18 protein-coding genes are annotated in these 23,426 nt (G+C 66.0%); 7 read left to right on the plus strand and 11 right to left on the minus strand.

The annotated features are described in order from the left end of the window. The first annotated feature begins 159 nt into the window (after positions 1-159). From nifE to nifB, 3 genes are read left to right on the plus strand one after another with little or no spacing between them, the layout of a single operon-like run. Positions 160-1,584, plus strand: coding sequence for a nitrogenase iron-molybdenum cofactor biosynthesis protein NifE (nifE, locus tag DESTE_RS14005; protein ID WP_035068240.1), 1,425 nt, complete (start codon positions 160-162; stop codon positions 1,582-1,584). A gap of 10 nt (positions 1,585-1,594) precedes the next feature. Beyond that, entirely contained in the window at positions 1,595-3,217 is a 1,623-nt protein-coding gene (locus DESTE_RS14010) for a nitrogenase component 1 (RefSeq protein ID WP_245590854.1), read from the plus strand. A gap of 17 nt (positions 3,218-3,234) precedes the next feature. Further along, positions 3,235-4,518: a nitrogenase cofactor biosynthesis protein NifB gene (gene nifB / locus DESTE_RS14015; RefSeq protein ID WP_035068241.1), complete on the plus strand. Its 1,284-nt coding sequence runs from the start codon at positions 3,235-3,237 to the stop codon at positions 4,516-4,518. A gap of 252 nt (positions 4,519-4,770) precedes the next feature. Here the strand turns inward: nifB and DESTE_RS14020 are convergent, their stop codons facing one another. From DESTE_RS14020 to DESTE_RS14060, 9 genes are all read right to left on the minus strand, one after another. Next, positions 4,771-5,481 carry an ABC transporter ATP-binding protein gene (locus tag DESTE_RS14020; RefSeq protein WP_035068242.1) on the minus strand — a complete coding sequence of 237 codons (711 nt, stop codon included), beginning with the start codon at positions 5,479-5,481 and terminating at the stop codon, positions 4,771-4,773. After that, the gene (locus DESTE_RS14025; protein ID WP_035068243.1) at positions 5,468-6,193 is read right to left on the minus strand and encodes an ABC transporter ATP-binding protein; all 726 of its coding nucleotides are present in this window, start codon (positions 6,191-6,193) and stop codon (positions 5,468-5,470) included. Before DESTE_RS14025 ends, DESTE_RS14020 begins: the two co-directional genes overlap by 14 nt. Next, on the minus strand, positions 6,190-7,317 hold the full coding sequence (locus tag DESTE_RS14030) for a branched-chain amino acid ABC transporter permease (protein WP_084559473.1): 1,128 nt from the start codon (positions 7,315-7,317) through the stop codon (positions 6,190-6,192). Before DESTE_RS14030 ends, DESTE_RS14025 begins: the two co-directional genes overlap by 4 nt. Before the next feature lie 18 nt (positions 7,318-7,335). Beyond that, positions 7,336-8,229: a branched-chain amino acid ABC transporter permease gene (locus DESTE_RS14035; RefSeq protein ID WP_035068244.1), complete on the minus strand. Its 894-nt coding sequence runs from the start codon at positions 8,227-8,229 to the stop codon at positions 7,336-7,338. A 57-nt stretch (positions 8,230-8,286) separates the two neighbouring features. Then, complete coding sequence (locus DESTE_RS14040) at positions 8,287-9,516, minus strand: ABC transporter substrate-binding protein (protein WP_035068245.1); 1,230 nt, start codon at positions 9,514-9,516, stop codon at positions 8,287-8,289. 224 nt (positions 9,517-9,740) lie between these two features. After that, positions 9,741-11,042 carry a 4-aminobutyrate--2-oxoglutarate transaminase gene (gabT, locus tag DESTE_RS14045; RefSeq protein ID WP_035068246.1) on the minus strand — a complete coding sequence of 434 codons (1,302 nt, stop codon included), beginning with the start codon at positions 11,040-11,042 and terminating at the stop codon, positions 9,741-9,743. A 575-nt stretch (positions 11,043-11,617) separates the two neighbouring features. Beyond that, positions 11,618-13,369, minus strand: coding sequence for a sigma 54-interacting transcriptional regulator (locus tag DESTE_RS14050; protein ID WP_035068247.1), 1,752 nt, complete (start codon positions 13,367-13,369; stop codon positions 11,618-11,620). 353 nt (positions 13,370-13,722) lie between these two features. Continuing rightward, positions 13,723-15,087 (minus strand): NAD-dependent succinate-semialdehyde dehydrogenase, encoded by a 1,365-nt coding sequence (locus DESTE_RS14055; protein ID WP_035068248.1) that lies wholly within the window; start codon positions 15,085-15,087, stop codon positions 13,723-13,725. 612 nt (positions 15,088-15,699) lie between these two features. Then, positions 15,700-16,233: a rhodanese-like domain-containing protein gene (locus DESTE_RS14060; protein WP_035068249.1), complete on the minus strand. Its 534-nt coding sequence runs from the start codon at positions 16,231-16,233 to the stop codon at positions 15,700-15,702. A 379-nt stretch (positions 16,234-16,612) separates the two neighbouring features. Here DESTE_RS14060 and ilvN point away from each other — a divergent pair, with 379 nt between their 5' ends. From ilvN to DESTE_RS14080, 4 genes are all read left to right on the plus strand, one after another. After that, complete coding sequence (gene ilvN / locus DESTE_RS14065; RefSeq protein ID WP_035068250.1) at positions 16,613-17,095, plus strand: acetolactate synthase small subunit; 483 nt, start codon at positions 16,613-16,615, stop codon at positions 17,093-17,095. 426 nt (positions 17,096-17,521) lie between these two features. Continuing rightward, positions 17,522-18,496 carry a phosphate acyltransferase gene (locus DESTE_RS14070; protein ID WP_245590855.1) on the plus strand — a complete coding sequence of 325 codons (975 nt, stop codon included), beginning with the start codon at positions 17,522-17,524 and terminating at the stop codon, positions 18,494-18,496. 82 nt (positions 18,497-18,578) lie between these two features. Next, positions 18,579-19,874 (plus strand): butyrate kinase, encoded by a 1,296-nt coding sequence (buk, locus tag DESTE_RS14075; protein WP_051384661.1) that lies wholly within the window; start codon positions 18,579-18,581, stop codon positions 19,872-19,874. Between the two features lie 273 nt (positions 19,875-20,147). Further along, a complete protein-coding gene (locus DESTE_RS14080; RefSeq protein WP_035068251.1) occupies positions 20,148-20,708 on the plus strand; it encodes a TetR/AcrR family transcriptional regulator in 561 nt (186 codons plus the stop codon). A gap of 164 nt (positions 20,709-20,872) precedes the next feature. Here DESTE_RS14080 and DESTE_RS14085 read toward each other — a convergent pair whose 3' ends face one another. Together DESTE_RS14085 and DESTE_RS14090 are read right to left on the minus strand one after the other, a co-directional pair. Continuing rightward, positions 20,873-22,579, minus strand: a complete 1,707-nt coding sequence (locus DESTE_RS14085) for a DUF4139 domain-containing protein (protein WP_084559475.1) — start codon at positions 22,577-22,579, stop codon at positions 20,873-20,875. Positions 22,580-22,963: 384 nt separating this feature from the next. Then, complete coding sequence (locus DESTE_RS14090) at positions 22,964-23,362, minus strand: cupin domain-containing protein (RefSeq protein ID WP_035068253.1); 399 nt, start codon at positions 23,360-23,362, stop codon at positions 22,964-22,966. Positions 23,363-23,426 lie beyond the last annotated feature (64 nt).

The following is a 23,426-nucleotide window of genomic DNA, read 5'->3' on the forward strand; positions in this document are numbered from 1 at the left end:
CCCCGGACCCCACCCCCCCAAACTTTTTATTTGGGGGCACCCTCCCGAGAGGGGTGCAGGGGACGGCAGCCGTTATGCGAGTCTTCGAGCATTACGGATGGCGATCGCAACGCGCAAAGCCCCTTGCCCGCCGGAGGCGTAAAAAGAAGGAAGGCGACCATGACCACCGCAACCGCACCCAACACCACCGCCACGGCAGAATGCCGCGACGCGGATCTTCTGGACGAACGGAAGAAGCAGGTGCACCGCGCCGGGCAGGGTCCCATCGACATGGCCTGCAACCGCGAGAGCCTCGCGGGGGCCGTCAGCCAGCGCGCCTGCGTGTTCTGCGGCTCGCGCGTGGTGCTGTACCCCATCGCCGACGCGCTGCACCTGGTGCACGGCCCCATCGGCTGCGCCGCCTACACCTGGGACATCCGGGGGGCGCTTTCGTCCGGGCCGGAACTGCACCGCCTGAGCTTTTCCACCGACCTGCAGGAAAAGGACGTCATCTTCGGCGGCGAAAAGAAGCTGGCCGCCGCGCTGGACGAACTGATCGACCTGCACCAGCCCAAGGCCGCCTTCGTCTACTCCACCTGCATCGTGGGCCTGATCGGCGACGATCTGGGCGCCGTATGCCGCAAGATGTCCGAGAAGAAGGGCATCCCGGTCATTCCCGTGCAGTCGGAAGGCTTCAAGGGCAACAAGCGCGAAGGCTACCTTGCCGCGTGCAAGGCCATGTTCCAGCTGGTGGGCACCGCACCCACGGACGATGTTTCGCCCCTTTCCGTGAACATCCTCGGCGACTTCAACCTGGCGGGCGAAATCTGGATCGTGCGTGGCTACCTTGAGCGCATGGGCATTCAGGTGGTGGCCAACATCACCGGCGACGGTCGCGTGGACGACATCCGCCGCTGCCACGGCGCCGCCCTGAATCTGGTGCAGTGCAGCGGGTCCACCATGGATCTGGCCAAGATGATGAAGGAAAAATACGGCACCCCGCACCTGCGCGTGTCGTACCTGGGCATCGAGGACATGGCCGATTCGCTGTACGCCGTGGCCGAACATTTCGAAGCCGTGGACCCCGGCATCGTGGAACGCACCCGCGACCTCGTGCGCGAGGAACTGGCCGCCCTCATGCCGCGCCTGCGCGACATCCGGCGCGACCTTTCCGGCAAGCGCGCCGCCATCTACGTGGGCGGTTCGTTCAAGGCGTTCTCGCTGATCAAGGCCTTCCGGCACATCGGCATGAACGTGGTGCTGGTGGGCTCGCAGACCGGCACGCAGGAAGAGTACCAGGAACTGGAAACCGTGTGCGACCCCGGCACCGTCATCATCGACGACGCCAACCCGCTGGAGCTTTCGCACTACGTGCGCGAGCTGGACGTGGACGTGTTCGTGGGCGGCGTGAAGGAACGCCCCATTGCCCACAAGCTGGGCGTGGGCTTCTGTGACCACAACCACGAGCGCAAGATCGCGCTGGCCGGTTTCGAGGGCATGTACAACTTCGCCCGCGAGGTGCACGCCTCGGTCATGAGTCCCGTCTGGCGGTTCGTGCCCCGCCGGTCCCGGCGCGCCGCTGTTACCGCTGGCGCGGATGCATAGGGGGTGTGTCATGACGTTTGAGTATGTTGCCAATGACGGACTGTGCGCCGACGAGTATTCCGGTTCCTGCGACTGTGGCGGAAGCTGCGCGGATAGTTGCGCCGATAGTTGTGCAGACGGCTGCGCCGAGGGTTGCGACTGTTCCGAAGCGCCGGAAACCGGCCTGGAAACTGCCCCTGACGACAGTGGCCTGACCCCGGTGGCCCTGAAGACCGCGCCTGCCACCAGCGGCGGCAAGCCCGGCAAGACTCCGCGCCCCAAGCGCCCCGATTTCGTTTCCACCACCAACGCCTGCAAGCTGTGCACGCCGCTGGGGGCCATGCTGGCCTTCCGGGGCGTGGAGGGCGCCGTGCCCTTCCTGCACGGTTCGCAGGGCTGCGCCACCTACATGCGGCGTTACGTGATCAGCCACTACCGCGAACCCATGGACATCGCCTCGTCCTCGCTGGGCGAAAAGCAGGCCGTGTACGGCGGGGGGCCCAACCTGAAGAAGGGCATCCTCAACGTCATGAAGAAGTACGAACCCGTGCTGGTGGGCGTAGCCACCACCTGCCTCACCGAGACCATCGGTGATGACGTGGGCGGCTATCTGCGCGAATTCCGCAACGAATTCGGCGACCTTGACCTGCCGGAAATCGTCCATGTGCACACGCCCAGCTACAACGGCACGCACATGGAAGGCTGGAACGCCGCCGTGCGCGCCCTGGTGGACCAGCTGGCCAAGGACAAGGTGGAACCCCACGGCAAGGTGGCCCTGCTGCCCGGCTTCGTTTCCCCGGCGGACCTGCGCCACCTGCGCGACCTGATTACCGATTTCGGTTCAGAAGCGGTTATCCTGCCCGACCTGTCCGACCCGCTGGATGGCCCGGCGCTGGAAGACTACACCCCGCTGCCCGAAGGCGGCACTCCGCTGGCCGATATCCGCGCCCTGTCCGGGGCTGCGGGTGTCATCGAATGCGGGCGCTCGCTGGCCATGACGCCGACCGGATCCACTGGCCCGGCCACGGCAGGGCGGGTGCTGCACGAACGCTTTGGCCTGTCGTTGCACGGAGTGGGGCTGCCCATCGGCCTGCGCGAAACCGACGCCCTTGTCGCCGCGCTGGAAGCCGTCACCGGCAAGCCGCTGCCCCGCAAGCACGAACTGGAACGCGGACGGTTCGTGGACGCCCTGGTGGACGGCCACAAGTATGTGTCCGGCAAGCGCGCCGTGGTCTACGGCGAGGCGGATCTGGTCATCGGACTCGTCTCCCTGCTGACCGAGATCGGCGTGCACACCGTGCTGGCCGCCACCGGCACGCGCGGGGCGCATCTGGCCGAATCCATTGCCGCCGTTACCGAAGGCCTGCTGCCCGAAATGCCCATGGTCATCGAGGGCGCGGACTTCGAGGAAATCGCCGACACGGCAGAAGGACTTTCGCCCGACCTCCTGGTGGGCAACAGCAAGGGCTACCGCTACGCCCGGCAGTGGAACATCCCCCTTGTGCGGGCGGGCTTTCCCATCCACGACCGCTTCGGTGGCCACCGCCTGCTGCATGTGGGCTACGCCGGTGCCCAGGCCCTCATGGACCGCATCGTCAACGCCGTCATCGAGAAGACCCAGACCGATAGCCCGGTCGGCTATTGTTACCTGTAGGAATCAAGGAGACCGCCATGAAGCCGCTGCGCACCACCCCCCCCGGCCATCCGTGCTTTGATCGCAACAGCGCCTCGTCCTGCGGTCGCGTCCACGTTCCCGTGGCGCCCAGGTGCAACATCCAGTGTGGGTACTGCAACCGCAAGTACGACTGCGTCAACGAATCGCGTCCCGGCGTGACCAGCGCAGTGCTTTCGCCGCGCCAGGCCCTGGACTACGTGGACAAGGTGCTGGCCGCTGACCCGCGCATTACCGTCATCGGCATTGCAGGCCCCGGCGATCCCATGGCCAACCCCGCGGAAACGCTGGAAACGCTGCGCCTGGTGCATGAAAAGCACCCCGAGCTGCTGTTCTGCCTTTCGTCCAACGGTCTCGGCCTGCCGCCGCACCTCGACCGGCTGAAGGAACTGGGTGTCACCCACGTCACCGTCACCATCAACGCGGTGGACCCGGCCATCGGCGAAAAGCTGTACTCCTGGGTGCGCGATGACAAGGTGGTCTGGCGTGGCCGCGAGGCGGCGGAACTGCTGCTTTCGCGCCAGCTGGAATCGGTGCGCGGCCTTGTGGAGCGCGGCATGATCGTCAAGGTGAACACCATCCTGGTGCCCGGCGTGAATGACCACCATGTGGAAGAGGTGGCGCGCGTTGTGGGCGAACTGGGGGCGACCATCCAGAACATCATCCCGCTGAAGCCCACGGCAGACACCCCGCTGGCGCATCTGCCGGAACCTGACGCCGCCGCCGTCAACGCGGCGCGCAAGGGCGCGGGCGAGCACATTTCGCAGATGACCCACTGCAAGCGCTGCCGCGCCGACGCCGTGGGCCTGCTGCACGAGGACAAGTCCGCCGAGATGGCCGAAACCCTGCGCGCCTGTGCCGCCGTCAAGACCGAGGATGCCGAGCGCCCCTATGTGGCCGTGGCCACCCGCGAAGGCATGCTGGTCAACCAGCACCTGGGCGAGGCCGCCCGGTTCCAGATCTGGGGGCAGGGCGTGAACGGGTTCTTCCTGGTGGAAGAACGCCTTGCGCCCAAACCCGGCTGCGGCCCCGAACGCTGGAAGCAGGTGGCCCATACCCTGCACGATTGCCGCGCCCTGCTGTGCGCCGCCTTCGGCGCGCACCCGGAAGGGATTCTGGTGGCCGCCGGGGTGCAGCCGGTGGAAGCCTCCGGCTTCATCGAGGACGCCCTGGAAGTGGTCTTCGGCAACGGCAACACCGCCGCCCTGCGCGGTCGCAAGGGCGGGGTGGGCAAGACGTCGTGTGCTGGGGGCGGGTGTCGCGGTAACGGCGAAGGCTGTTAGTTTCCGCAAGTTCTCCGCGCGCTGGCTTCGTCGGATTCCGGTTTTACTCCGGTCACATACCAAAGAGTATGCTCCCTGCGTAAAATCCTCATCCTCCTTGCCAGCGCACGGACTGCTTGCGGAAACTGAAGGTCTGCCGGTGCCGTACGGTGGCAGCTACGCCATCTGAAAGTTGAACAGTAAAACGGCGGTCCTCCTTGGGGAGGGCCGCCGTTCTTTTGCGTGGGAAGGAGGGGGACGCCTTGCGGGGGCCTAGATGCCCAGGTACGCCTCGCGGATGTACGGGCTGTCCAACAGTTCGCCAGCCGGGCCTTCCATGGCGGCGCGGCCGTGTTCCAGCACGTAGCCCCGGTCGGACAGGCTCAGCGAGTGCTTCACGTCCTGTTCCACCAGCAGCACGGTCAGCCCCTTGTCGGCAATGGCGCGGATGGTGCGGAAGATTTCCGCGATCAGGATGGGCGCAAGCCCCAGCGAGGGTTCATCCAGCATCAACATTTTGGGACAGGCCATCAGGCCCCGGCCTATGGCCACCATTTGCTGTTCGCCGCCGGAAAGGGTCATGGCCGCCTGGTTCTGGCGTTCGCGCAGGCGGGGGAACATGGTGAAGACCTCTTCCAGCGTCCGTTCGCGCACCGCGTAGGCCTTCTTGTTGTGCGCCCCGGCCAGCAGGTTGTCCTTCACGCTCATCAGCGAGAACAGCCGCCGGCCTTCCGGCACGTGCACCAGACCGTGGTTTACCACTTCTTCCGGCGGCAGGGCGTGCATGGGCGCGCCGTTGAAGGTGATGGACCCGCTGTCGGGCCGCAGCAGCGCCGATACGGTCTTCAGCATGGTGGTCTTGCCCGCCCCGTTGCCGCCGATGATGGACACCACCTCGCCTTCGCGGACGGAGATGTTCAGGTCGTACAGTACCTGCACGTCGCCGTAGGCGACGTTGACCTTCTCCATGTCAAGCAGTGCCATAGTTCTCTCCCAGGTAGGCCTTGATGACGTTTTCGTCCCGGGCCACCTGTTCCGGTTTGCCGCGGCATATCTTCTGGCCGAAGTGGATGACCACGATCTCGTCCGACAGGGCCATGATGGCCCGCATGATGTGCTCGATGACGAAGATGGTCATGCCGCGCTCTCGCAGGGCGCGGATGATGTCGATCATCTCGTCCACCTCGGTGGGGCGCAGACCCGCCATGACCTCGTCGAGCAGCAGCAGCTTGGGGTCCGTGGCCAGGGCGCGGGCGATTTCCAGCCGCTTGCGGTCGGCGATGGTCAGCGAACCGGGCAGGGCGTTGCTCTTGCTGCCCATGCCCAGCAGTCGCAGCACCTCCATGGCCTTGTCGCGCGCCTCGTCGCGGCGGTCGGTGACGGCAAAGGCCCCCACGGTCACATTGTCCAGCACGGTCATGGACTGGAAGGGCTTGACGATCTGGAAGGTGCGGGCAAGGCCCTTTTTGCACAGGTCCCACGGCTTCTGGCCGGTCACGTCCTCTCCGTCGAACAGGATGTGCCCCTCGGTGGGTTTGTACAGCCCGGCCACGCAGTTGAAGGCGGTGGACTTGCCCGCGCCGTTGGGACCGATGAGGCCGAGAATCTGCCCCCGCCCGATTTCCAGGCTCAGGTCGTTGACGGCGATGAGGCCGCCGAAGCGCATGGTCACTTCCTGGACTTGCAGCAGGCTCATGGACGTTCCTCCTGAGGCGATGCGGAGCCCTGGGTGGTGGGTGCCGCCGGTGTGGCATGTGTTGCGGGTGCGCCCGGCCCGTCTGGTCCGCCTTGCGCATCTGGCGTACCCGGATCATCCGGCGGAGCCGGGGCAAACCGCGCGGCCACCTTGTCGAACAGCCGCAGCAGCGGCTCCGTAAGGCCACGCGGCTGGTACAGCATGACGACGATCAGCACCACGCCGAGAATGATCAGGTGCAGTCCCGGCAAGGTGGCCGAGAAGTAGATGCGGCTGAATTCCGTCACCGGGCGCAGCAGCAGCGCGCCGATGATGGGCCCGGCGATGGAGCCGCGCCCGCCGATGAGCGCGATGAACGCCAGTTCGAAGGAAAGATCCAGCGTCAGCACGCTCTTGGGGTAGATGAACAGGGTCAGCTGGGCCAGAAAGGTGCCGGCCAGCGCCGTGAGAAACGACGAGATGGCCATGGCGGTGACCTTGTAGCGGGCCACGTTCACGCCAAGGGCCTGCGCCGCATCCGGGTCTTCGCCGCCGCTCTTCAGGTAATAGCCCATCTTGGAGCGGGATATGGCCGCAGTCATGGCCAGCACCGCCACCAGCATGGTCAGGATGATGTAGTAGTACGGTTCCTTGCTGGCGAACTGGAAGGCCCAGAAGCTGCCCTCGCCCGCCTGCAGCGGCGGTATGTTCAGCCCGCGCGGGCCGTTCAGCTTCAGGGGGCCCAGCATGTCGATGTTCTCGACCATCACCCGGATGCCTTCCACGAAGGCCATGGTGGACAGGGCAAAGTAGGCCCCGCGCATCTTCAGGGTGGGCTTGCCGATCAGGTAGCCCACCCCGGCGGCCAGCACGGCCCCCACCAGCATGCCTATCCACGGGCTGATGCCGTACTGCAGCCAGAGAATGGTGGAGGTGTAGGCCCCTATGCCCACGAACACCGAATGCCCCAGCGGCAACACCCCGGCAAAGCCGCCCACCAGGTTCCAGGTGGTGGTCATGTACGCGTACAGGTACAGGATGATCAGGATGTGCAGGTAGGTCGCGCTGCGCACCACCAGTGGCAGGGCAAAGGCGGCCAGCGTTACGGCGATGAGACAGTTCCGCTTGAATTCCTGTTGTGTCATGTGTCGCTCGTGGTGCGCTTACCAGTCCTGTTGCTGCCCGAACAGGCCGGAAGGTTTGACGAAAAGCACCAGCAGGAAAAGGGCGTACACGATGCCTTCCGTCCAGGTGGAGGTCATGAAGTTGGGTCCGATGGACTCGATGAGCCCGATGATGACCCCGCCGACCAGGGCGCCCCAGATGGAGCCCAACCCGCCCAGCACGACGATGACGAACGACTTGATGTCGAAGGGAATGCCCACGGTGGGGTAGACGTTGTAGAACGGCGTCAGCACCGCGCCGGAAATGCCGGCCACGGCGGTGCCGATGCCGAAGGCGATGTTGAAGATCTTCCACTGGCCGATGCCCATCAGGCTGGCGGCCTCGCGGTCCAGGCTGGTGGCGCGCACGGCGCGGCCAAGCCGGGTGTGTTGCAGGAAAAGGTGCAGCCCCCCGGCGGTGGCCAGGGTGGCCAGGGCCCCGTACAGCTTAGGCACGGAGACGAAAATCTCGCCCATTTCCAGCATCTGGCCTTTCAGCGGGTTGGGGTTCAGGGCGCGGTAGTCCGGGCCGAACACCAGCAGGGCCAGGTTGTCCAGCACGTACCACAGGCCGGTGGTGACGATGATGACCGTGATGGGTTCGCGCACGTTCTTTTCCGCGATGAAGATGGGGCGGATCAGCAGGTGCTGGACCCAGTACCCGAACAGGAACATGGCCGGAACGATGATCACCAGGGCCGGGTAGGGGGACAGTCCGGAAAGGGTGACGGCCCAGTAGGCGACGTACATGCCCACCATCAGGAACGAGCCGTGGGCGAAGTTGATGACCTTGAGCACCCCGAAGATCAGGGTCAGCCCCAGGGCCACCAGACCGTAGATCAGGCCCATAAGTACGCCGTTGATGCAATCCTGTGCGAGAAAGACCGGATCCATGAAAGCTCCAGGCGGTTTGCGGGGCAGGGCGCGTGCCCTGCCCCGCGTCTGTCGCGGCTACTTCTTGGGCATGGGGAACACGGGGGTGTACCCCGCGCGGCGGGCAGCCTTGGGCCACACGGTGATGCGCTCAAGCCCCTTGCCCAGGTCGTTGATCTGCACGATGGCAAGGGCGGCGTTAAGGTTCTGGCCGGATTCGTCGAACTTGATGGCGTCGTAGGTCACGATCATGCCGGGACCGGTCTTGTAGTCGGTTTCGGCCAGGGCCTTGCGGATGGCGGCCGGGTCGAGCGAACCGGCGCGTTCCAGCGCGTCGGCCATCACGTACATGGCCACGTAGGCGTCCACCGCCTCGCCGGTCAGGTTGGTGCCGTACCTGGCGCGGTACTTCTCGTTGGCTTCCTTGGCGCCGGGCTTGTTCACGTCCGCTTCCCATTCCACGATGTCGAAGACGTAGCGGGCGTTGACGCCGCAGGCGGAAAGGAAGGTGGGGTCGGCATGGCCGCCGCCGGAACCCAGGATGACCTTGGGGCTGACCTTGTAGTCGGCCAGGGTGTTGGTGAGCAGGATGGCGTCTGCGGCGTTGGAGACCAGCAGCAGCACGTCGGGCTTGGCGCGGCGGATCTTGTTCACCAGCGGGGTCAGGTCGGTGGAGGACGAGGAGTAGGGTTCGTCCAGCACCACCTGCATGCCGGAAGCCTTCACCAGTTCCTTCCACTGGGCGGCAAAGCCGGTGCCCCAGTCGCCGTTTTCATACACGAAGGCCACGGAGGACAGGGTGCCGCCGAATTCCTTCTGCATGTCCTTCAGGAAGGTGAACTGGTCGCGCGTCCACCACGAATCCTTGGCGGCAATGCGGAACACGTTCTTGAAGCCGCGCTCGGTGATGGTGTCGCGCACCGAAACCGGCACGATGTAGGGCACGCCGTAGCGTTCGGCCACCGCCGTGGTGGGATAGGTGACGCCGGAGTTCCAGGCGCCGGTGATCAGGTGCACCTTTTCCGTGTTGATGAAGCGTTCGGCCTCGGTCACGCCCACGTTGGGGTCGGACTTGGAGTCGGCGTACAACAGTTCGATCTTGGCCCCGCCAAGCGACTTGATGCCGCCCGCGGCGTTGATTTCCTCGACGGCCATTTCGCGGGCCTGCTTGCCCTGCTGCCCCACGGAGGCGGACGGGCCGGAAAGGGGCAGGATGTTGCCCACCTTCACGGAGGGGGCGGCGAAGGCCATGGCCGGAACGGTCAGGCACAGCGTCAGGACTGCGGCCAGCAAGCGTGAACTTTTCATTCCTCTCTCCTTTCGGGGCTGTTTCCAAATGGTCCTTCCGCCCGTTGGCTTCGTCAAACTTCGCCTGCCATTGCTTTGCTGTCCTCATCCGTAAGACTCGCAAGCTCGCCTAACGGCTGAGGCTCAGTCAAATACGAGAAGAGTATATTCCCTCATGGCAGACTCGTTTTCCTTGCCAACGAACGGAAAACCTGCTTTTGAAACAGCCCCTCGCGCGGTGGGGGTTATGCGATGGCGGCGAAGCCCTCGTCGATGATGGCCATGGCCTTGTCCAACTGGGCATCGGTGATGGCCAGCGGCATCAGCGTGCGGATGACGTTGCCGTAGTTGCCGCACGAAAGCAGGATGAGACCCTTTTCGAAGCAGTACGCGGTCAGGGCCTTGGCCTTGTCCGCTGCCGGGGTCCTGGCGGTGCGGTCGTGCACCAGTTCAAGGGCAATCATGGAGCCCTTGCCCCGCACGTCGCCGATGATGGCGTATTTCTTCTGCATTTCGCCGAAGGCGGCGAACAGCTTTGTGCCCAGCGCCTCGGACCGGGCCACCAGGCCATCGGCCTCTATGGCTTCCAGCGCGGCCAGCGCTGCGGCGCAACACACCGGGTTGCCCCCGTAGGTGCCGCCAAGGCCGCCCACCTGGGGCGAATCCATCAGTTCCGCCTTGCCCGCCACGGCGGAAATGGGCATGCCCCCGCCGATGGACTTGGCCATGCACACAAGGTCCGGCTCCACGCCCCAGTGCTCCATGGCAAACATCCTGCCGGTGCGGGCTGCGCCGGTCTGCACCTCGTCGGCGATGAACACGATGCCGAATTCCTCGCAGATGGCCTTCAGCCTGGCGAAGTATTCCGGCGGCGGCGTGGCGAAGCCACCCTCGCCCACGATGGGTTCCACGAGCAGGCAGGCGATGTTCTCGGGCGCGAAGCTGTTGACGAAGGCCTTGCGCAGCAGGTCGGCGCAGGCCACATCGCACGAGGGGTATTCCTTGCCCATGGGGCAGCGGTAACAGTAGGCGTAGGGAATACGATAGATTTCCGGCGCGTAGGGGCCGAAGCCGAACTTGTAGGGCTTGACCTTGCTGGTCAGCGACATGGCCAGCAGGGTGCGGCCATGGAAGCTGTTTTCGAATACCACCACACCCTGCCTGCCGGTGGCGTGGCGGGCGATCTTGACGGCGTTTTCCACCGCCTCGGCCCCGCTGTTGAACAGGGCGGCCTTTTTGGGGAACGACCCCGGCGTGAGCGCGGCCAGTTTTTCGCACAGGGCCACGTATTCTTCATACATCACGATGTGGAAGCACGAGTGCAGCAGCTTGTCCGCCTGCCGCTTGATGGCCTCCACCACCTTCGGGTGGTTGTGGCCCACGTTCATCACGCCTATGCCCCCGGCAAAGTCGATGAACTCGCGCCCTTCCACATCGGTGATCACGGCCCCTTCCGCCTTGGCTGCAAACACCGGCGCCGCGTTGAACACGCCCTTGGCGACGGACTTGGCCCTTCGATCCATCAGGTCTTTGGTCTGTTGATTCATGGGAACCCTCTCTGTGGGATGCTGTTGCCTGGGTTCCCCTCTATCAACCTGTGTGCCGTTGGTAAGTTAGCCTTTAATTCAAGTGCGTTATATGTTGATTTGGCGACATTGCCATGTCCTTTCGATGCACATATGAATCATTCTGAGTTGTTTATGGCTGCCTTGCCTTCAAAAATGATTCGCTATTGTATCAGTGGTGTAATTATTAATTAAATTTCTCATTGAGCAACAAGTCAGTGTACGTTTGTTACGAAAATGTGCATTTTTAATGTAATGAAATCAGATTGCTGCAGGTAGAGACACGGGTTGCCGCGCACGTGTGGTGAGCCGGTGTGATTTGTTTTTGCATCGGGGATGCTGCAAGGGCCCGTTGCGGAGTGGGACCGGGCGGCGGCAGAGAGTGCGCGCGAATGCTGGCGGGCGGTTGGCGTAAGGGGCGGGGGAGGGTGCACGGGGCCTGGCGGTCGTGGATTTCGGCTTGCGTCGGGAAGGCGGGAGAGGGCGCGGAGAGCGCAGGGGCGGTGAGGGGGAAGCGGGGGGGGCGGAAGATGGCGGCGTGGCCGGGGGCAAGGCGGCTATTCGGCGTTGCGGGGCGGGCGGATGCCGTGGCGGCGCAGTTTGCGCACCACCGTGGGCTGGCTGATGCCGAGGTAGGTGGCCATTTCGCGGGTGCCGTGGCAGACGGCGCGGGCCTTGATGAGCATTTCGCGTTCCACCGCATCCACGGCGGCGGTGAGCGAGGTGGTCGCCTCCGCGTCCTGCTGCTCCGCCTTGTTGCCGATCTGGTCTTCCAGAAAATCGTCCAGCACCACGTCGTCGCACATGACCACGCCCTGGCGGATCAGGCCCGTCAGTTCGCGCACGTTGCCGGGGAAGGGATACTGCTGCAGCGTGTCCAGAAAACGGGGGGTGATGCGCTTGTGCGTGCCGTAGCGTTCGTTGTTCTGCTTCAGCAGCAGGGTGACCAGTTCGAACAGGTCTTCGCGCCGTTCGCGCAGTGGCGGGATGGACACGGTGAAGGTCTTCAGGCGGTACAGCAGGTCTTCGCGAAACTTCTTGGCCTCGGTCATGGCCTTCAGGTCGCGGTTGGTGGCGGCGATGATGTTGCATTCCAGCGGGCGGGGCTTGTTGCTGCCGAGCGGCAGGAATTCCCGTTCGTCCAGCGCCTTCAGCAGCTTGGCCTGTCCGCTGGGTGAAATCTCGCCCACTTCGTCGAGGAACAGCGTGCCGTCGCCCGCCAGTTCCATCAGCCCCACGCGGCCCGTTTCCAGCGCGCCGGTGAAGGCGCCCTTCTCGTAGCCGAACAGTTCCGCCTCGAACAGGCTGTCCGGCAGGGCCGCGCAGTTCACCGAGATGAAGGGCTTGGTCTGGCGCGGGCCGCTCTTGTGGATGAACTTGGCCAGCAGTCCCTTGCCGGTGCCCGATTCGCCAAGCAGCAGCAAGGTGGTGGCTTCCAGCTGGGCCAGTTTGAGGCAGGTCATCAGCACGCGGCGCATGGACTTCGATTCCGCCACCACCCCGCCGCGTTCGTACTCCAGCATGGTCAGGCCTTCCAGTTCACGCTGCACCTTTTCCTGCGCGCGGCGGGCCTGCTCCAGGTTTTCCTGCAGGACGTTCAGGTCGGTGATGTCGCGTTCGTTGGCCACCACCAGATACAGTTCGCCCCGGTCGTTGAAGGCCGGGGTGCCGGTGACCAGCAACTGGCGCCCGGTCTTCTTGATATTCTGGATGATGGTCTGCTGGCGCTTGGTCTGCAACACGCGCACGGTGACGGAATCGTCGATCAGTCCGCGCTCCAGCAGGGTGCGCACGTTCTGGCCGCGCAGGGTGGCGGCGTTGACGCCGTTGAGCTTTTCCGAGGCGTTGTTGATGTCCAGCACCACGCCGTTCTCGTCCGAAACCCAGATGCCGTCGCTGGAGGAATCGAAGATGGTTTGCAGGCGCAGGGCCAGGTTCTGGTAGGTTTCCAGATTGCAGGCCATCTGCTCGAAGCGTTCCGGCCGTTGCAGGCTGACCACGGCGCCCGCCAGCTTGCCGTCCTGCATCAGGGGGGTGATTTCGTAGAAGAGCTGGTTGCCCTTGTCCACCATGCGGCCCACACCCGCCTTGAATTCCGCCGTGGTCAGGGCCTTGCGCACCTTGGGGGTGGCCAGCGGCAGAATCTGGTCGCCTTCGCAGCCGATGCAGTCTTCCACGTAGCGGCCGCGCTTGTGCAGGAACAGCCTGGCGCTCTTGTTCAGGTAGAGCACGCGGCAGTTCAGGTCCAGCGCGACCACGGCGTAGCTGGCGGCATCCAGAATGGCGAGCAGGTCGGCATGTGTCGTCATGGTCACCCTGTAGCAGACAACATGGTGTCCGGAAAGCGGATGCGTCTCGGACGGTGAGGCGGGGCAGCGTGAAAATCGGAATGGCGAACCGGGGCTGTCTCCCGATTAGGATTTTCGTTCGTTGGCAAGGAAAACGAGCCTGCCATGAGGGAGTATGCCTCAGCCGTTGGCGAGTCTTCGAGCCTTACGGATGAGGACCGCAACGCGCTCTTATCGTATTTGACCGACATGGCAGGCGAAGTTTGACCGCTCTGCGCTCGATGCCCGTAAAGCTCGCAAGTTCGCTTAACGGGCACGCTATGCGCCCTTCGGGTCGGTCAGCCAACGTGCGAAAAGACAATTGGGGGCAGCCCCTACCCCACGCAGATGGACTTGACGTTGACGAATTCGCGGATGCCGTAGGCGCCCAGTTCGCGCCCGTAGCCGGAATTGCCGATGCCGCCGAAGGGCAGGTGCACATCGCTGCGCACCAGGCTGTTGATGAACACGCACCCGGTGCGGATGCGCGCGGCAATCTGCAGGGCGCCTTCCTCGTCGCGCGACCAGACGGAGCCGCCAAGGCCGAAGGGGGTGTCGTTGGCCAGGGCCACGGCCTTGTCCACCGACGACACGCGGAACACCAGCGCCACGGGGCCGAACAGTTCTTCGCGGCACACGGGATCGTCGGTGGGCACGTCGGTGATGATGGAGGGCGGGTAGAACGCGCCCGGCCCTTCCGGAATGGCGCCGCCCATGCGCACGATGCCGCCCGCGCGCACGCAGCGGTCCACCTGTTCCTGCAATTCCTTGCGCAGGCCCGCCGAGGACATGGGGCCCATGTCCGTGGACTTGTCCAGCGGGTTGCCCATCACCAGCTTGCCGAAGCTTTCGCCCAGCCGGGCCAGGAATTCGTCGTACACCTCGTCCAGCACGATGAAGCGCTTGGCCGCGATGCAGGTCTGGCCGGTGTTGCCGCAGCGGGATTGGGTGGCCACCTTCACCGCTTCTTCCAGATCGGCATCGGGCAGCACGATGAAGGGGTCGCTGCCGCCCAGTTCCATGACCGATTTCTTCAGGCGGGCCCCGGCGGCGGCGGCCACCTTGCGGCCTGCGGGCTCGCTGCCCGTAAGGCTGACGGCGAAGACCGAGGGGTGGTCCAGCACCGCTTCCACCTGTCGCGCGCCTATGAGCAGGGTGCGGAAGACGTGTTCGGGAAAGCCCGCGTCCTTGAAAATCTGCTCTATGGCCAGGGCGCACTGGGGCACGTTGGAGGCGTGCTTGAGCACCACGGTGTTGCCCGCCATCAGCGAGGGCGCGGCAATGCGGAACACCTGCCAGAAGGGAAAGTTCCAGGGCATCACCGTCAGCACGGTGCCCAGCGGTTCATAGGTGATGAAGGCCTTGCGCCCCGCGCCGGGCACGGGCACGGGGGCCAGCATGGCCTCGCCCTCCGTGGCGTAGTAGTCGCACACGGCGGCGCACTTCAGCGCCTCGCCTTCGCCCAGGCGCACCGGCTTGCCCATTTCGCGGGCCATGATTTCCGCCAGCCAGGGGGCCTGGTGGCGCAGTTCGTCCGCGGCCTTCTTCAGATATTCGGCGCGGCGGGCATGGCTGAGCAGGCGCCAGTTTTCCCAGGCGGCGGCGGTGGCGTCCAGGATCTGGCGGGTGTGCTCGGGCGTATAGGCATCGAACGAGGCAAGCACTTCTCCGGTGGCCGGGTTGAGACTCTGGATGGCCATGTTGCGGACTCCTTGCGGGTGGTGGGAACGATTGGGGCAAGCGGGGCCGGGGGCGCGGGATACCGTAGCGGACCGGACGGCCCGTGCCCGCCGCGACCGGGTGCCGATGCGGCAGGGGATGGCGATGGCGCTGCTGCGTGGTGGACGTTGGGAACGCAGTGTGGTCACGATATGCAGACACGCTGCTGCCGCCGTGCGAAGCAGAGACTGTGCCTCAATGCGGAATGCATGTAACTACGTGTAGTTGCGAGCTCGTCCGACAGGGCGGCCTTTCCGGTGCGATGCTAGAATGAATCGGCAGGGTTCGCAACCTCGCAAGTATGCGCAGGTTCTGATGCGATTGTGCATCGCATGGTGGGGTCGAAAGGCGCGGAAAAGGGGAACGTAGGCGGGGAAGTGGTGGGGTGTTGATAAAACATGCTGAAACTGCAGATGATTTCTTACAGGAAACGGCTCGCGCCCGGAGAGGCATGCGGCAAGCTCGTGCTGTGAACGGAGGTGCGGCAGGAAGATTTCGATTCATGCATGAATCAAAATCTTGACCAAGAGGCAGGGGGAGGGGGGCAGGCGGCTCCGGTGAAGGTGGTATGCCTTCACCGGAGCCCGCCGTTGCTACGGCTTTTCCACCGGCAGCTTGGCCTCGCCCCAGGCCAGCATGCCGCCGTTCATGTGCAGGATGGAGGTGAAGCCCATGTCGCGCATGGCGTCCACGGCCTTGCCGCTGCGGTTGCCCGAACGGCAGTACACAACATAGGTGCGGTTGCGGTTCAGCGACCCCACGCGGTCGTGGAAGTCCGACGCCTTGACGTCGAAGTTGCGCGCGTCGACAAGGTGCCCTTCGGCGAATTCCGCCGGAGTGCGCACATCAAGGATCATGAAGGCCTCGTCGCCCTTGTGCTGCTGCATGAGGACGGTGACTTCTTCCGGCGTCACGTTGCGCGGTTCGGCGGCCTTGACCTCTGCGGCGCGGGCATTGGGGGCCAACGCGCCCGTGGGCAGGATGGCGGTGGCGGCGTACACCGCCACGCACAGGGCAGCCAGGCCCAGCAGCAGGGTGCGCAGTGGCGTGCGCCTTGCGGCGTACGGGATGCGGGCGTGCTCCGCGCGCGGGCTGAATTCCTCGTCGGGTTCGGAACGGTAGGTCATGGCGGTGTCTCCCTGGTGGTGTGTCTTGTTGCCGCCCGTCAGTCTGGCTGGCGGCATGCGCGGCGCGTTGCGCCGCCGTATCGGATACCGTTAGTCGGGATGGGGGCGCAATGCCTGGTGTGTTCCTTTCGGTTTCGCACCGCGCTCTGTTCCGGTGCGGCCCAACCCGCCCCGGTTTGGTTCAGTCCAGCCCGGTCCGCTCAATCTCTTGCCCGTAGCCTGCCAGTCACATGGGCGTTGTTGCCCGCCAGAGGCGAACGCATGGTCTTTCTGCGGCCATTCCCGCACCGGTCACGCGTTGCCGATATCCGGTCAAGGCGTTGCGTGAAGCGCCACCGTCGCGCTATGCTCCACCTCATCGACACATGGGAGTGCCGCCATGAAACATACATTGTCCGTGCTGGTGAAGAACAGGGCCGGGGCCGTGGCCGAGGCCACGGACGTCTTCCGGCGCCGGGGCATCAGCTTTCGTTCCATATCCTGCGCCGAGACCGAGGATTTCGACGTTTCCCGCCTTGTGCTGACCGTGGAGGACCACGAGGCCGAACTGGAATCCATCGCCGACGAACTGCGCGCCCAGGACGTGGTGGCCACGGTCGAGGACCTTTCACGCCGCGACTTCGTGGACCGCGAACTGGTGCTGGTGAAGGTGGACGTGACCCGCGAAACCACCACCCAGATCATGCAGGTGTGCGAGGTGTTCCGGGCCAGCGTCATCGGCATGGGCCAGGAAACCATGACCGTGGAAATGACCGGCGACACCCAGAAGGTGGATGGCTTCATCCGCATGTTGCGCCCGTTCGGCATTCGCAGCCTGGCGAGGACGGGGGTGGTCGCCATGAAGCGCGGCGATGACGACTAGCAGGGGCGGCGATTTTGCCGGATCGCTGCGTCAGCCGCCATTTCCGCTCTGGTCACGCACGGAAGAGTGCGTTCCCATCGCGGAAACGCCGCCTTCCTTGCGCTCCAGCAAACTTGCCACCCCTGCATGAAGAGATTTGCAATGCGTACGCTCCCTTGCGCGGCAGCGCTTTTCCTTGCCCACGGGGCAAAATTCCTGCGGGCATCGCGCAGGGGCGGCGATTTTGCCGGATCGCTGCGTCAGCCGCCGTTTCCGCTCTGGTCACGCACGGAAGAGTGCGTTCCCATCGCGGAAACGCCGCCTTCCTTGCGTTCCAGCAAACTTGCCACCCCTGCATGAAGAGATGGCCAAACGTACACGTTTCCCCCCGCGTCCTCGTTTGCTGCTTCCCGTTCACGACGTCCATATCCAGCGGAGCATGCCGGTTTGACCACTGAAGCAAAGATTTGCCAGGGCCCGCACACGGGCGGGCAGGGGCCGCGCGGCCTTGACGAGTTGGTGGCGCGCGTGGCCGCCTGCGGGGCACGCCCGCGCATCGTTCTGGCGGCCTGTGCAGAAGCCCACGCCTTGGGCGCGCTGCTGGACGCCATGGACCGGGGCATTGCCCAGCCCCTGCTGGTGGGCGACATGGAGCAGGCCGCGCGCATTGCTGGCGAGCTCTCGCGCGACATTTCCGACATCGCCGCCGTGCACGCCCCCGACCCGCGCGAGGCGGTGCAATGTGCCGTGGACATGGTGCGGCGCGGCGAGGCCGAGGTGCTCATGAAGGGCCTCGTGAATACCGATGTACTGTTGCGTCGGGTGCTCAACCGCACCACGGGTCTGCCGCCCAAGGGCGTGCTGAGTCATGTGGCCGTGTTCGAACTGCCCGTACCGGGCGGCGGCACGCGCCTGGCCATGATGACCGACGCCGCCGTGAACATCCGCCCCAACCTGCAGCGCAAGCTGGAAATCGTGCACAACGCCGTGGCCGTGGCCCGCGCGTTGGGCATTGCCCGGCCCCGCGTGGCCATGCTGGCCGCCACGGAAAAGGTCATCCTGCCCGCCATGCCCGCCACGCTGGATGCCCAGATCGTGGCCCGCATGGCCGATCAGGGCGAGTTCGGCGCGGCGGACGTGGCCGGGCCCATGGCGCTGGACATCGCCATTTCGCCCGACGCCGCCGCCCGCAAGGGCGTGGACCATCCCGTGGCCGGGTGCGCGGACATTCTCGTGGCGCCGGACATCGAGAGCGGCAACATCCTGTATAAGTCGCTGACCACCCTGGCCCATGCGGACATGGCCAGCACCATGGCGGGCAGTTCCGCGCCGCTGGTGGTCACCTCGCGCGGGGACAGCGAACGGTCCAAGTTCTGTTCCATCGCGCTGGCGGGGTATCTGGCCCTGGCCGCAAGAAGCTAGGCAAACCGGCCTTCCGGCTGTTGGCGGTTCCGCTTCCGGGCCGCCGCATCCGCATGACACAGCCTTTCGAGAGGATACCCATCTGAGTTCCCAGCCTTCACGCACCGCCAGCCAGTCCGGCGAACGCATTCTGGCCATCAACCCCGGTTCCACCTCCACCAAGGTGGCCCTGTACGAGGGTGCAACCGAGGTGTTTTCCGAAACCGTGGAGCACCCGCGCGACGAGCTTGCGGCCTTTCCCACGGTCATCGCCCAGTACGCCTACCGCCGCGCCGCCGTGGACGCGCTGCTGGCCGAACACGGCATGGCCGACATGCCCCTGGCCGCCGTGGCCGGGCGCGGCGGCCTGCTGCCGCCCATGCCCGGCGGGGCGTGGCGCATCACCCCGGCCATGCTGGAAACGCTGGAGCAGGCCCGCTACGGCGAGCACCCCTGCAACCTCGGCGCGCCGCTCGCCCATGACTACGCCGCCCGCTGGGGCGTGGCCGCGTACATCGTGGACCCGCCCGTCACCGACGAGATGGACGAGGTGGCCCGCATTTCCGGCCTGCCCGCCCTGCCGCGCCGCAGTGTGTTCCATGCCCTCAGCCAGCGCTCCGCCGCACGGCGGGCCGCCGAACTGCTGGGCGTTGACTATGCGGCCAACCGCTGGCTGGTGGCGCACATGGGGGGCGGCATTTCCGTGGCGGCGCACCGCTGCGGGCGCATCGTGGACGTCATCAACGCGCTGGACGGCGACGGCCCCATCGCGCCGGAACGCACCGGCCGCCTGCCGTCGCTGGGCGTGCTGTCGCTGGTGCAGGACGGCACCTACACCTTCGAACAGCTCAGGCGCATCATCCTGCGCGAGGGCGGCATGTGGGCGCATTGCGGCACCAACGACCTGCGCGTGCTGGAGCGGCGCATGGACGGAACGTCTCGCTGCGATAAGGACGGTACGTCCCGCTGCGATAAGGACGGTACGTCCCGCTGCGATAAGGACGGTACGTCCCGCTGCGATAGGGACGGGGCGTCCCGTTGCGATAAAGACGGAACGGACGGCGCCCCGCCCGACGCCCACGCCGCGCTGGTGTTCGAGGCCGTGGCCTACACCATCGCCAAGGAAATCGCCTCGCTGTCGCCCGCGCTGATGGATGGCGGCAGCGGCGCCGGGTGCGGCCAGCCCGCCACGGGCGATCCCGCGTGTCCGCCCCGTATCACCGGGGTGGTGCTGACCGGCGGCATGGCCCGCAGCGTGCGGCTGACGGAACGGTTGCGCCAGCGGCTGCAATGGCTGGCCCCGGTGGTGGTGCTGCCCGAGGTGGAAGAAATGCACGCCCTGGCATCGGGCGTGCTGCGCGTGTTGCGCGGCCAGGAGATACCCGGCGACTACGTATAGGGGGCGCACGGAGCCTGTCGGAGCTGACGGGGCCTGACGGGCGTTGGCAACCCTGACGGGCCGCCTGCGGGACGGATTGACGGGCATGTGGACACCCATCCCGATGCATTCCGGCGGGGGCGATGGGCATCGCTCTCCGGCATGCGAATCCGACGCTGCGCAAATTCCCGTGCTTGACGCCGCCTGCGGGAACGTGTCTATGGTGTGCTGCGCAACGCGCGTTCCGCACCTTTCGCTCTTCCAGCGGCGGACGCATCCAGAAAAGAGGCACGCATGGCATCTTCCAAAGACCTGATACTGGAAAACGCACGTATCCTGTTTGCCGCCAACGGCTTCAAGGGTACCACCATCGCCCAGATCGCCAAGACGTCCAACGTGACGGACGCGGCCATCTACCGGCACTACCGTTCCAAGCAGGAAGTGTTCGACGTCATCGTCGAAACCTATCTGGAAGAGTACCGGAAGCTGATGGCGGCCATCAAGGAACGGCAGAAGAGCGGCTATTGCCTGTTGGAAACGCTGATCCTGGACCACTGCGGATTCATCGACAAGCGCCTGACGGACACCCGGGTGCTGCTGAATACCTACACCACCATTCCCAGCGCCCGCGCGGTGATGGACGCGCTGTCCACCAGCCTGTTCCAGACCGTGGAGGCCTGCCTGATCCGGGGCATCCGCGACGGCACGGTGCGCGACGACATCGACGTGCCGGAAACGGCGCGCATCGTCGGCATCCTGTTGCTGGGGCTGAACCGCCGCCGCATCTTCTGGCCGGAAACGCCGGATCTCGCGCAGGGCGTGGTGGCCTTCTGTCAGCGCAGCATCAAGAGCTGACCGGACAGTTGACCATGCGGCATGCGGGATGGGGCGTTCCGCTCCGCGCTCGCCGCACACGCACCCCCCTGGTTCTTTTGCCGTGAGCATACGAAACGGCCCGTCCATCCGGACGGGCCGTCGTCGTTTTCGGGGGGGCAGTTTCGCCAATCCCTTGCCTGTTTCTATCTGCCGTCATCCAGACGCATGTCCGCCGGGGCCGTGGCCCGCACCGCGTGCCGGATGGTGGCGGTGGCGCGGGGGGCAACATCCAGGTTCCATACCAGGTGGTGGTTTTCCGTGGCGGGCCTGGGGTCGGATTCCACGCTGAGGTTGATGGCCGTGTCGCGCGGTTGCGGTTCCGCGTCTTCCACGCGCACGGACACCGGGGTGGCGCGCCGGTTGGCCACCTCGATGGTCCAGGCCCAGGTGCGGGTCTGCTGCTTGTTCACCAGCCCTTCGCGGCCGCTCTTGCGTTCGTCCAGGCGCATGGTGGCGGATACCATGGGGTCGCTGCCGAAAAAGATGTCGGCCTTGTCCTCCGCCAGGCTGAAGGTCGCACTGCCCACGCTGGCCCCGTCGGCCACGTACAGCGCCTCGCCCGCGGGGTAGTGGCGCGGTTCGGGCAGGGTGACGGCGGCGGTAAGGAAGGCGCGCGGGTCTGCCGCCGGGCGCACGGTGTGCCGGAAGGCAGCAGGCCATGTTTCGTTGCGCAGGGCCACGCGGGCGCTGCCGCCTGCGGGCAGGGTGCGCTGACCAAGGTCCCACACCTCGTAGGTGGCCTTTTCGTCCACAGGTGCGCCGGACGCGGCGTCGGCGCGCAGGGCCACGGCCTCGGCGGCCATGGGGGCCGCCTTCATGGCCATGGGCATGGGCGTCACGCCCAGAACGGGCCGCAACTGCCAGTTGCGCAGGGGCGGCGGTTGCAGGGCCGTGCCCGGTTCCACCGTGGCCACGGACAGGCGCGCGCCATTCCAGTCCACGGAACTTCCCTGGCGGATTTCCGCCTCGAAGGTGAACCCCACGCTGTCCTTGTCCGGAAAGGCCTCCAGCCGGTAGGCGGGTCGCCAGCCCGCGTCGCGCAGGGTGTAGGCATACGACACGGCCAGGGGGCCGCGCGCCGGACTTGCCAGCAGCACCGTGGCCACCGGCGCCGTGCGCGCCGCGCCGCCCGCGTTGTTCAGTTCCTGCTCCAGCCTGTCGATGCGCGCGACCAGCGCGGCTTCCTTGTCGCGCAGGTCGGGCAGGGTGGCGTTCAGTTCCGCCAGACGACGGGCCATCTGGGCGTCCAGCCGTTCCAGGTCGGCTGTGGGGGCGTTGGTTACCGGGGGCTTGGACCACAGGGCCATGCGCGCCTCGGTGGCGGCGATGGACCCGGCCACGGACGCGGCCTCGCGCCGCAGTCCGGCCAGTTCGACCCGCAGGCGCGCCACGCGCGGGGACTCGGCCGCGTCGGCTTCACGAATGCTTATCGATGCCACTCCGTTGCCGGGGATGGTCACGGACAGGGTAGCCGGGTCCGCCCCGGCGGGCAGGGCCACCCGGAACGATTGTCCGCCCCCGGGCGCGGTCTCCACCGTCACCCGGTCTTCCACCGTGACCCGCGCGGAACGGGGGTAGAGCACCACGGATGCGGGCGCGGCGGGTAACGGATCGTCTGCCCGGCTGTCGGATACGGACGGCGGAGATGCCGCAGCCGACGGCTGGGCGGCCTGCACGGGGCATGCGGCCAGTACGAGCAGGAGCGCCAGCAGGGGCAGGGCGGGTGACAGCACGGACGACAGGACAGAAGATGCGGCGGACGCCAGGACGGACGGCAGGGGCTGCGCCTGGCCGAGCGGGTGCGCCCCGCGCGCGCCGTGCGCCCCGTGCGCCCCATGCGCCCCATGCATCAGATGTGCCCGGTGCGCAAAACATGCTGGACAAGGGGAACGCAGGGACAAGATCGGTCGGCGCAGGGCGCCTCCGGTACGGAAGGTGAACATGTCGACCCTCTACCACGTTTCGTGCGGCGGTGCGAGTGGGCGGGATGGCATGCGGCATCGGAACGTCGGACGGGCCGAGGTTGCCCCGCGTGGCAGGCCATCAGCCGGGTGGCGTGACGCATTGTCGGCAAGCGACCGGTCGCCTGTCGAAAGTACCCCCGTGGGCGTGCCGCAATGCGTCCGGATGCGGCAACTTGTCGATGGTTGCCAGGCTGTTGCCGGGCCGTGTCGGTCCGGCAACGGGCAGCCTGCGCTACATGCCCGACGTGAGCGTGCGGCAGGGGCGTGCGCCTACCCGGCGACGGGGTCCAGCAGGTCGGTGTCCCCGTGGCTGTAGGGCGGGGCGCAGCAACACAGCACCAGCAGCGGCACATCTCCCGTGTTGGCGATGCGGTGCGGCGTGCCGGGGGCAATGTGCACGGTGTCGCCCGGCCCTACGGCAAAGCTGGCATCGCCCAGGGTCATCAGCCCCTGCCCGGCGGTGACGTGGTATAACTCCTCACTGTGCGGGTGGCGGTGCAGCAGGGTGACGCAGCCGGGCGGCACTTCCGCCTCGGCCAGCGACTGGTTGCGGTTGCCGTGCACGGCGGGGTGCATCAGTTCGCGGATGATGGAGCCGTCGCGGGTGACGTAGGGCACGGCTCCGGCGCGGGAGGTGACTGTGCCTGCCGGGGGCTTGGGGCCTTGCATGTGCTTCCTTCGGGCTGCACCCGGGGTTTGCGTTCATGGTGCGGGCAGGCCGCCTGTCCTCGCC

The sequence above is a fragment of the Nitratidesulfovibrio termitidis HI1 genome (assembly GCF_000504305.1).
Classification (GTDB): Bacteria; Desulfobacterota; Desulfovibrionia; order Desulfovibrionales; family Desulfovibrionaceae; genus Cupidesulfovibrio; species Cupidesulfovibrio termitidis.

Coding starts and splice junctions, on each gene's coding strand:
- nifE (WP_035068240.1), top strand. CDS start 160: ATGACCACCGCAACCGCACCCAACACCACCGCCACGGCAGAATGCCGC.
- DESTE_RS14010 (WP_245590854.1), top strand. CDS start 1,595: ATGACGTTTGAGTATGTTGCCAATGACGGACTGTGCGCCGACGAGTAT.
- nifB (WP_035068241.1), top strand. CDS start 3,235: ATGAAGCCGCTGCGCACCACCCCCCCCGGCCATCCGTGCTTTGATCGC.
- DESTE_RS14020 (WP_035068242.1), bottom strand. CDS start 5,481: ATGGCACTGCTTGACATGGAGAAGGTCAACGTCGCCTACGGCGACGTG.
- DESTE_RS14025 (WP_035068243.1), bottom strand. CDS start 6,193: ATGAGCCTGCTGCAAGTCCAGGAAGTGACCATGCGCTTCGGCGGCCTC.
- DESTE_RS14030 (WP_084559473.1), bottom strand. CDS start 7,317: ATGACACAACAGGAATTCAAGCGGAACTGTCTCATCGCCGTAACGCTG.
- DESTE_RS14035 (WP_035068244.1), bottom strand. CDS start 8,229: ATGGATCCGGTCTTTCTCGCACAGGATTGCATCAACGGCGTACTTATG.
- DESTE_RS14040 (WP_035068245.1), bottom strand. CDS start 9,516: ATGAAAAGTTCACGCTTGCTGGCCGCAGTCCTGACGCTGTGCCTGACC.
- gabT (WP_035068246.1), bottom strand. CDS start 11,042: ATGAATCAACAGACCAAAGACCTGATGGATCGAAGGGCCAAGTCCGTC.
- DESTE_RS14050 (WP_035068247.1), bottom strand. CDS start 13,369: ATGACGACACATGCCGACCTGCTCGCCATTCTGGATGCCGCCAGCTAC.
- DESTE_RS14055 (WP_035068248.1), bottom strand. CDS start 15,087: ATGGCCATCCAGAGTCTCAACCCGGCCACCGGAGAAGTGCTTGCCTCG.
- DESTE_RS14060 (WP_035068249.1), bottom strand. CDS start 16,233: ATGACCTACCGTTCCGAACCCGACGAGGAATTCAGCCCGCGCGCGGAG.
- ilvN (WP_035068250.1), top strand. CDS start 16,613: ATGAAACATACATTGTCCGTGCTGGTGAAGAACAGGGCCGGGGCCGTG.
- DESTE_RS14080 (WP_035068251.1), top strand. CDS start 20,148: ATGGCATCTTCCAAAGACCTGATACTGGAAAACGCACGTATCCTGTTT.
- DESTE_RS14085 (WP_084559475.1), bottom strand. CDS start 22,579: ATGCATGGGGCGCATGGGGCGCACGGGGCGCACGGCGCGCGCGGGGCG.
- DESTE_RS14090 (WP_035068253.1), bottom strand. CDS start 23,362: ATGCAAGGCCCCAAGCCCCCGGCAGGCACAGTCACCTCCCGCGCCGGA.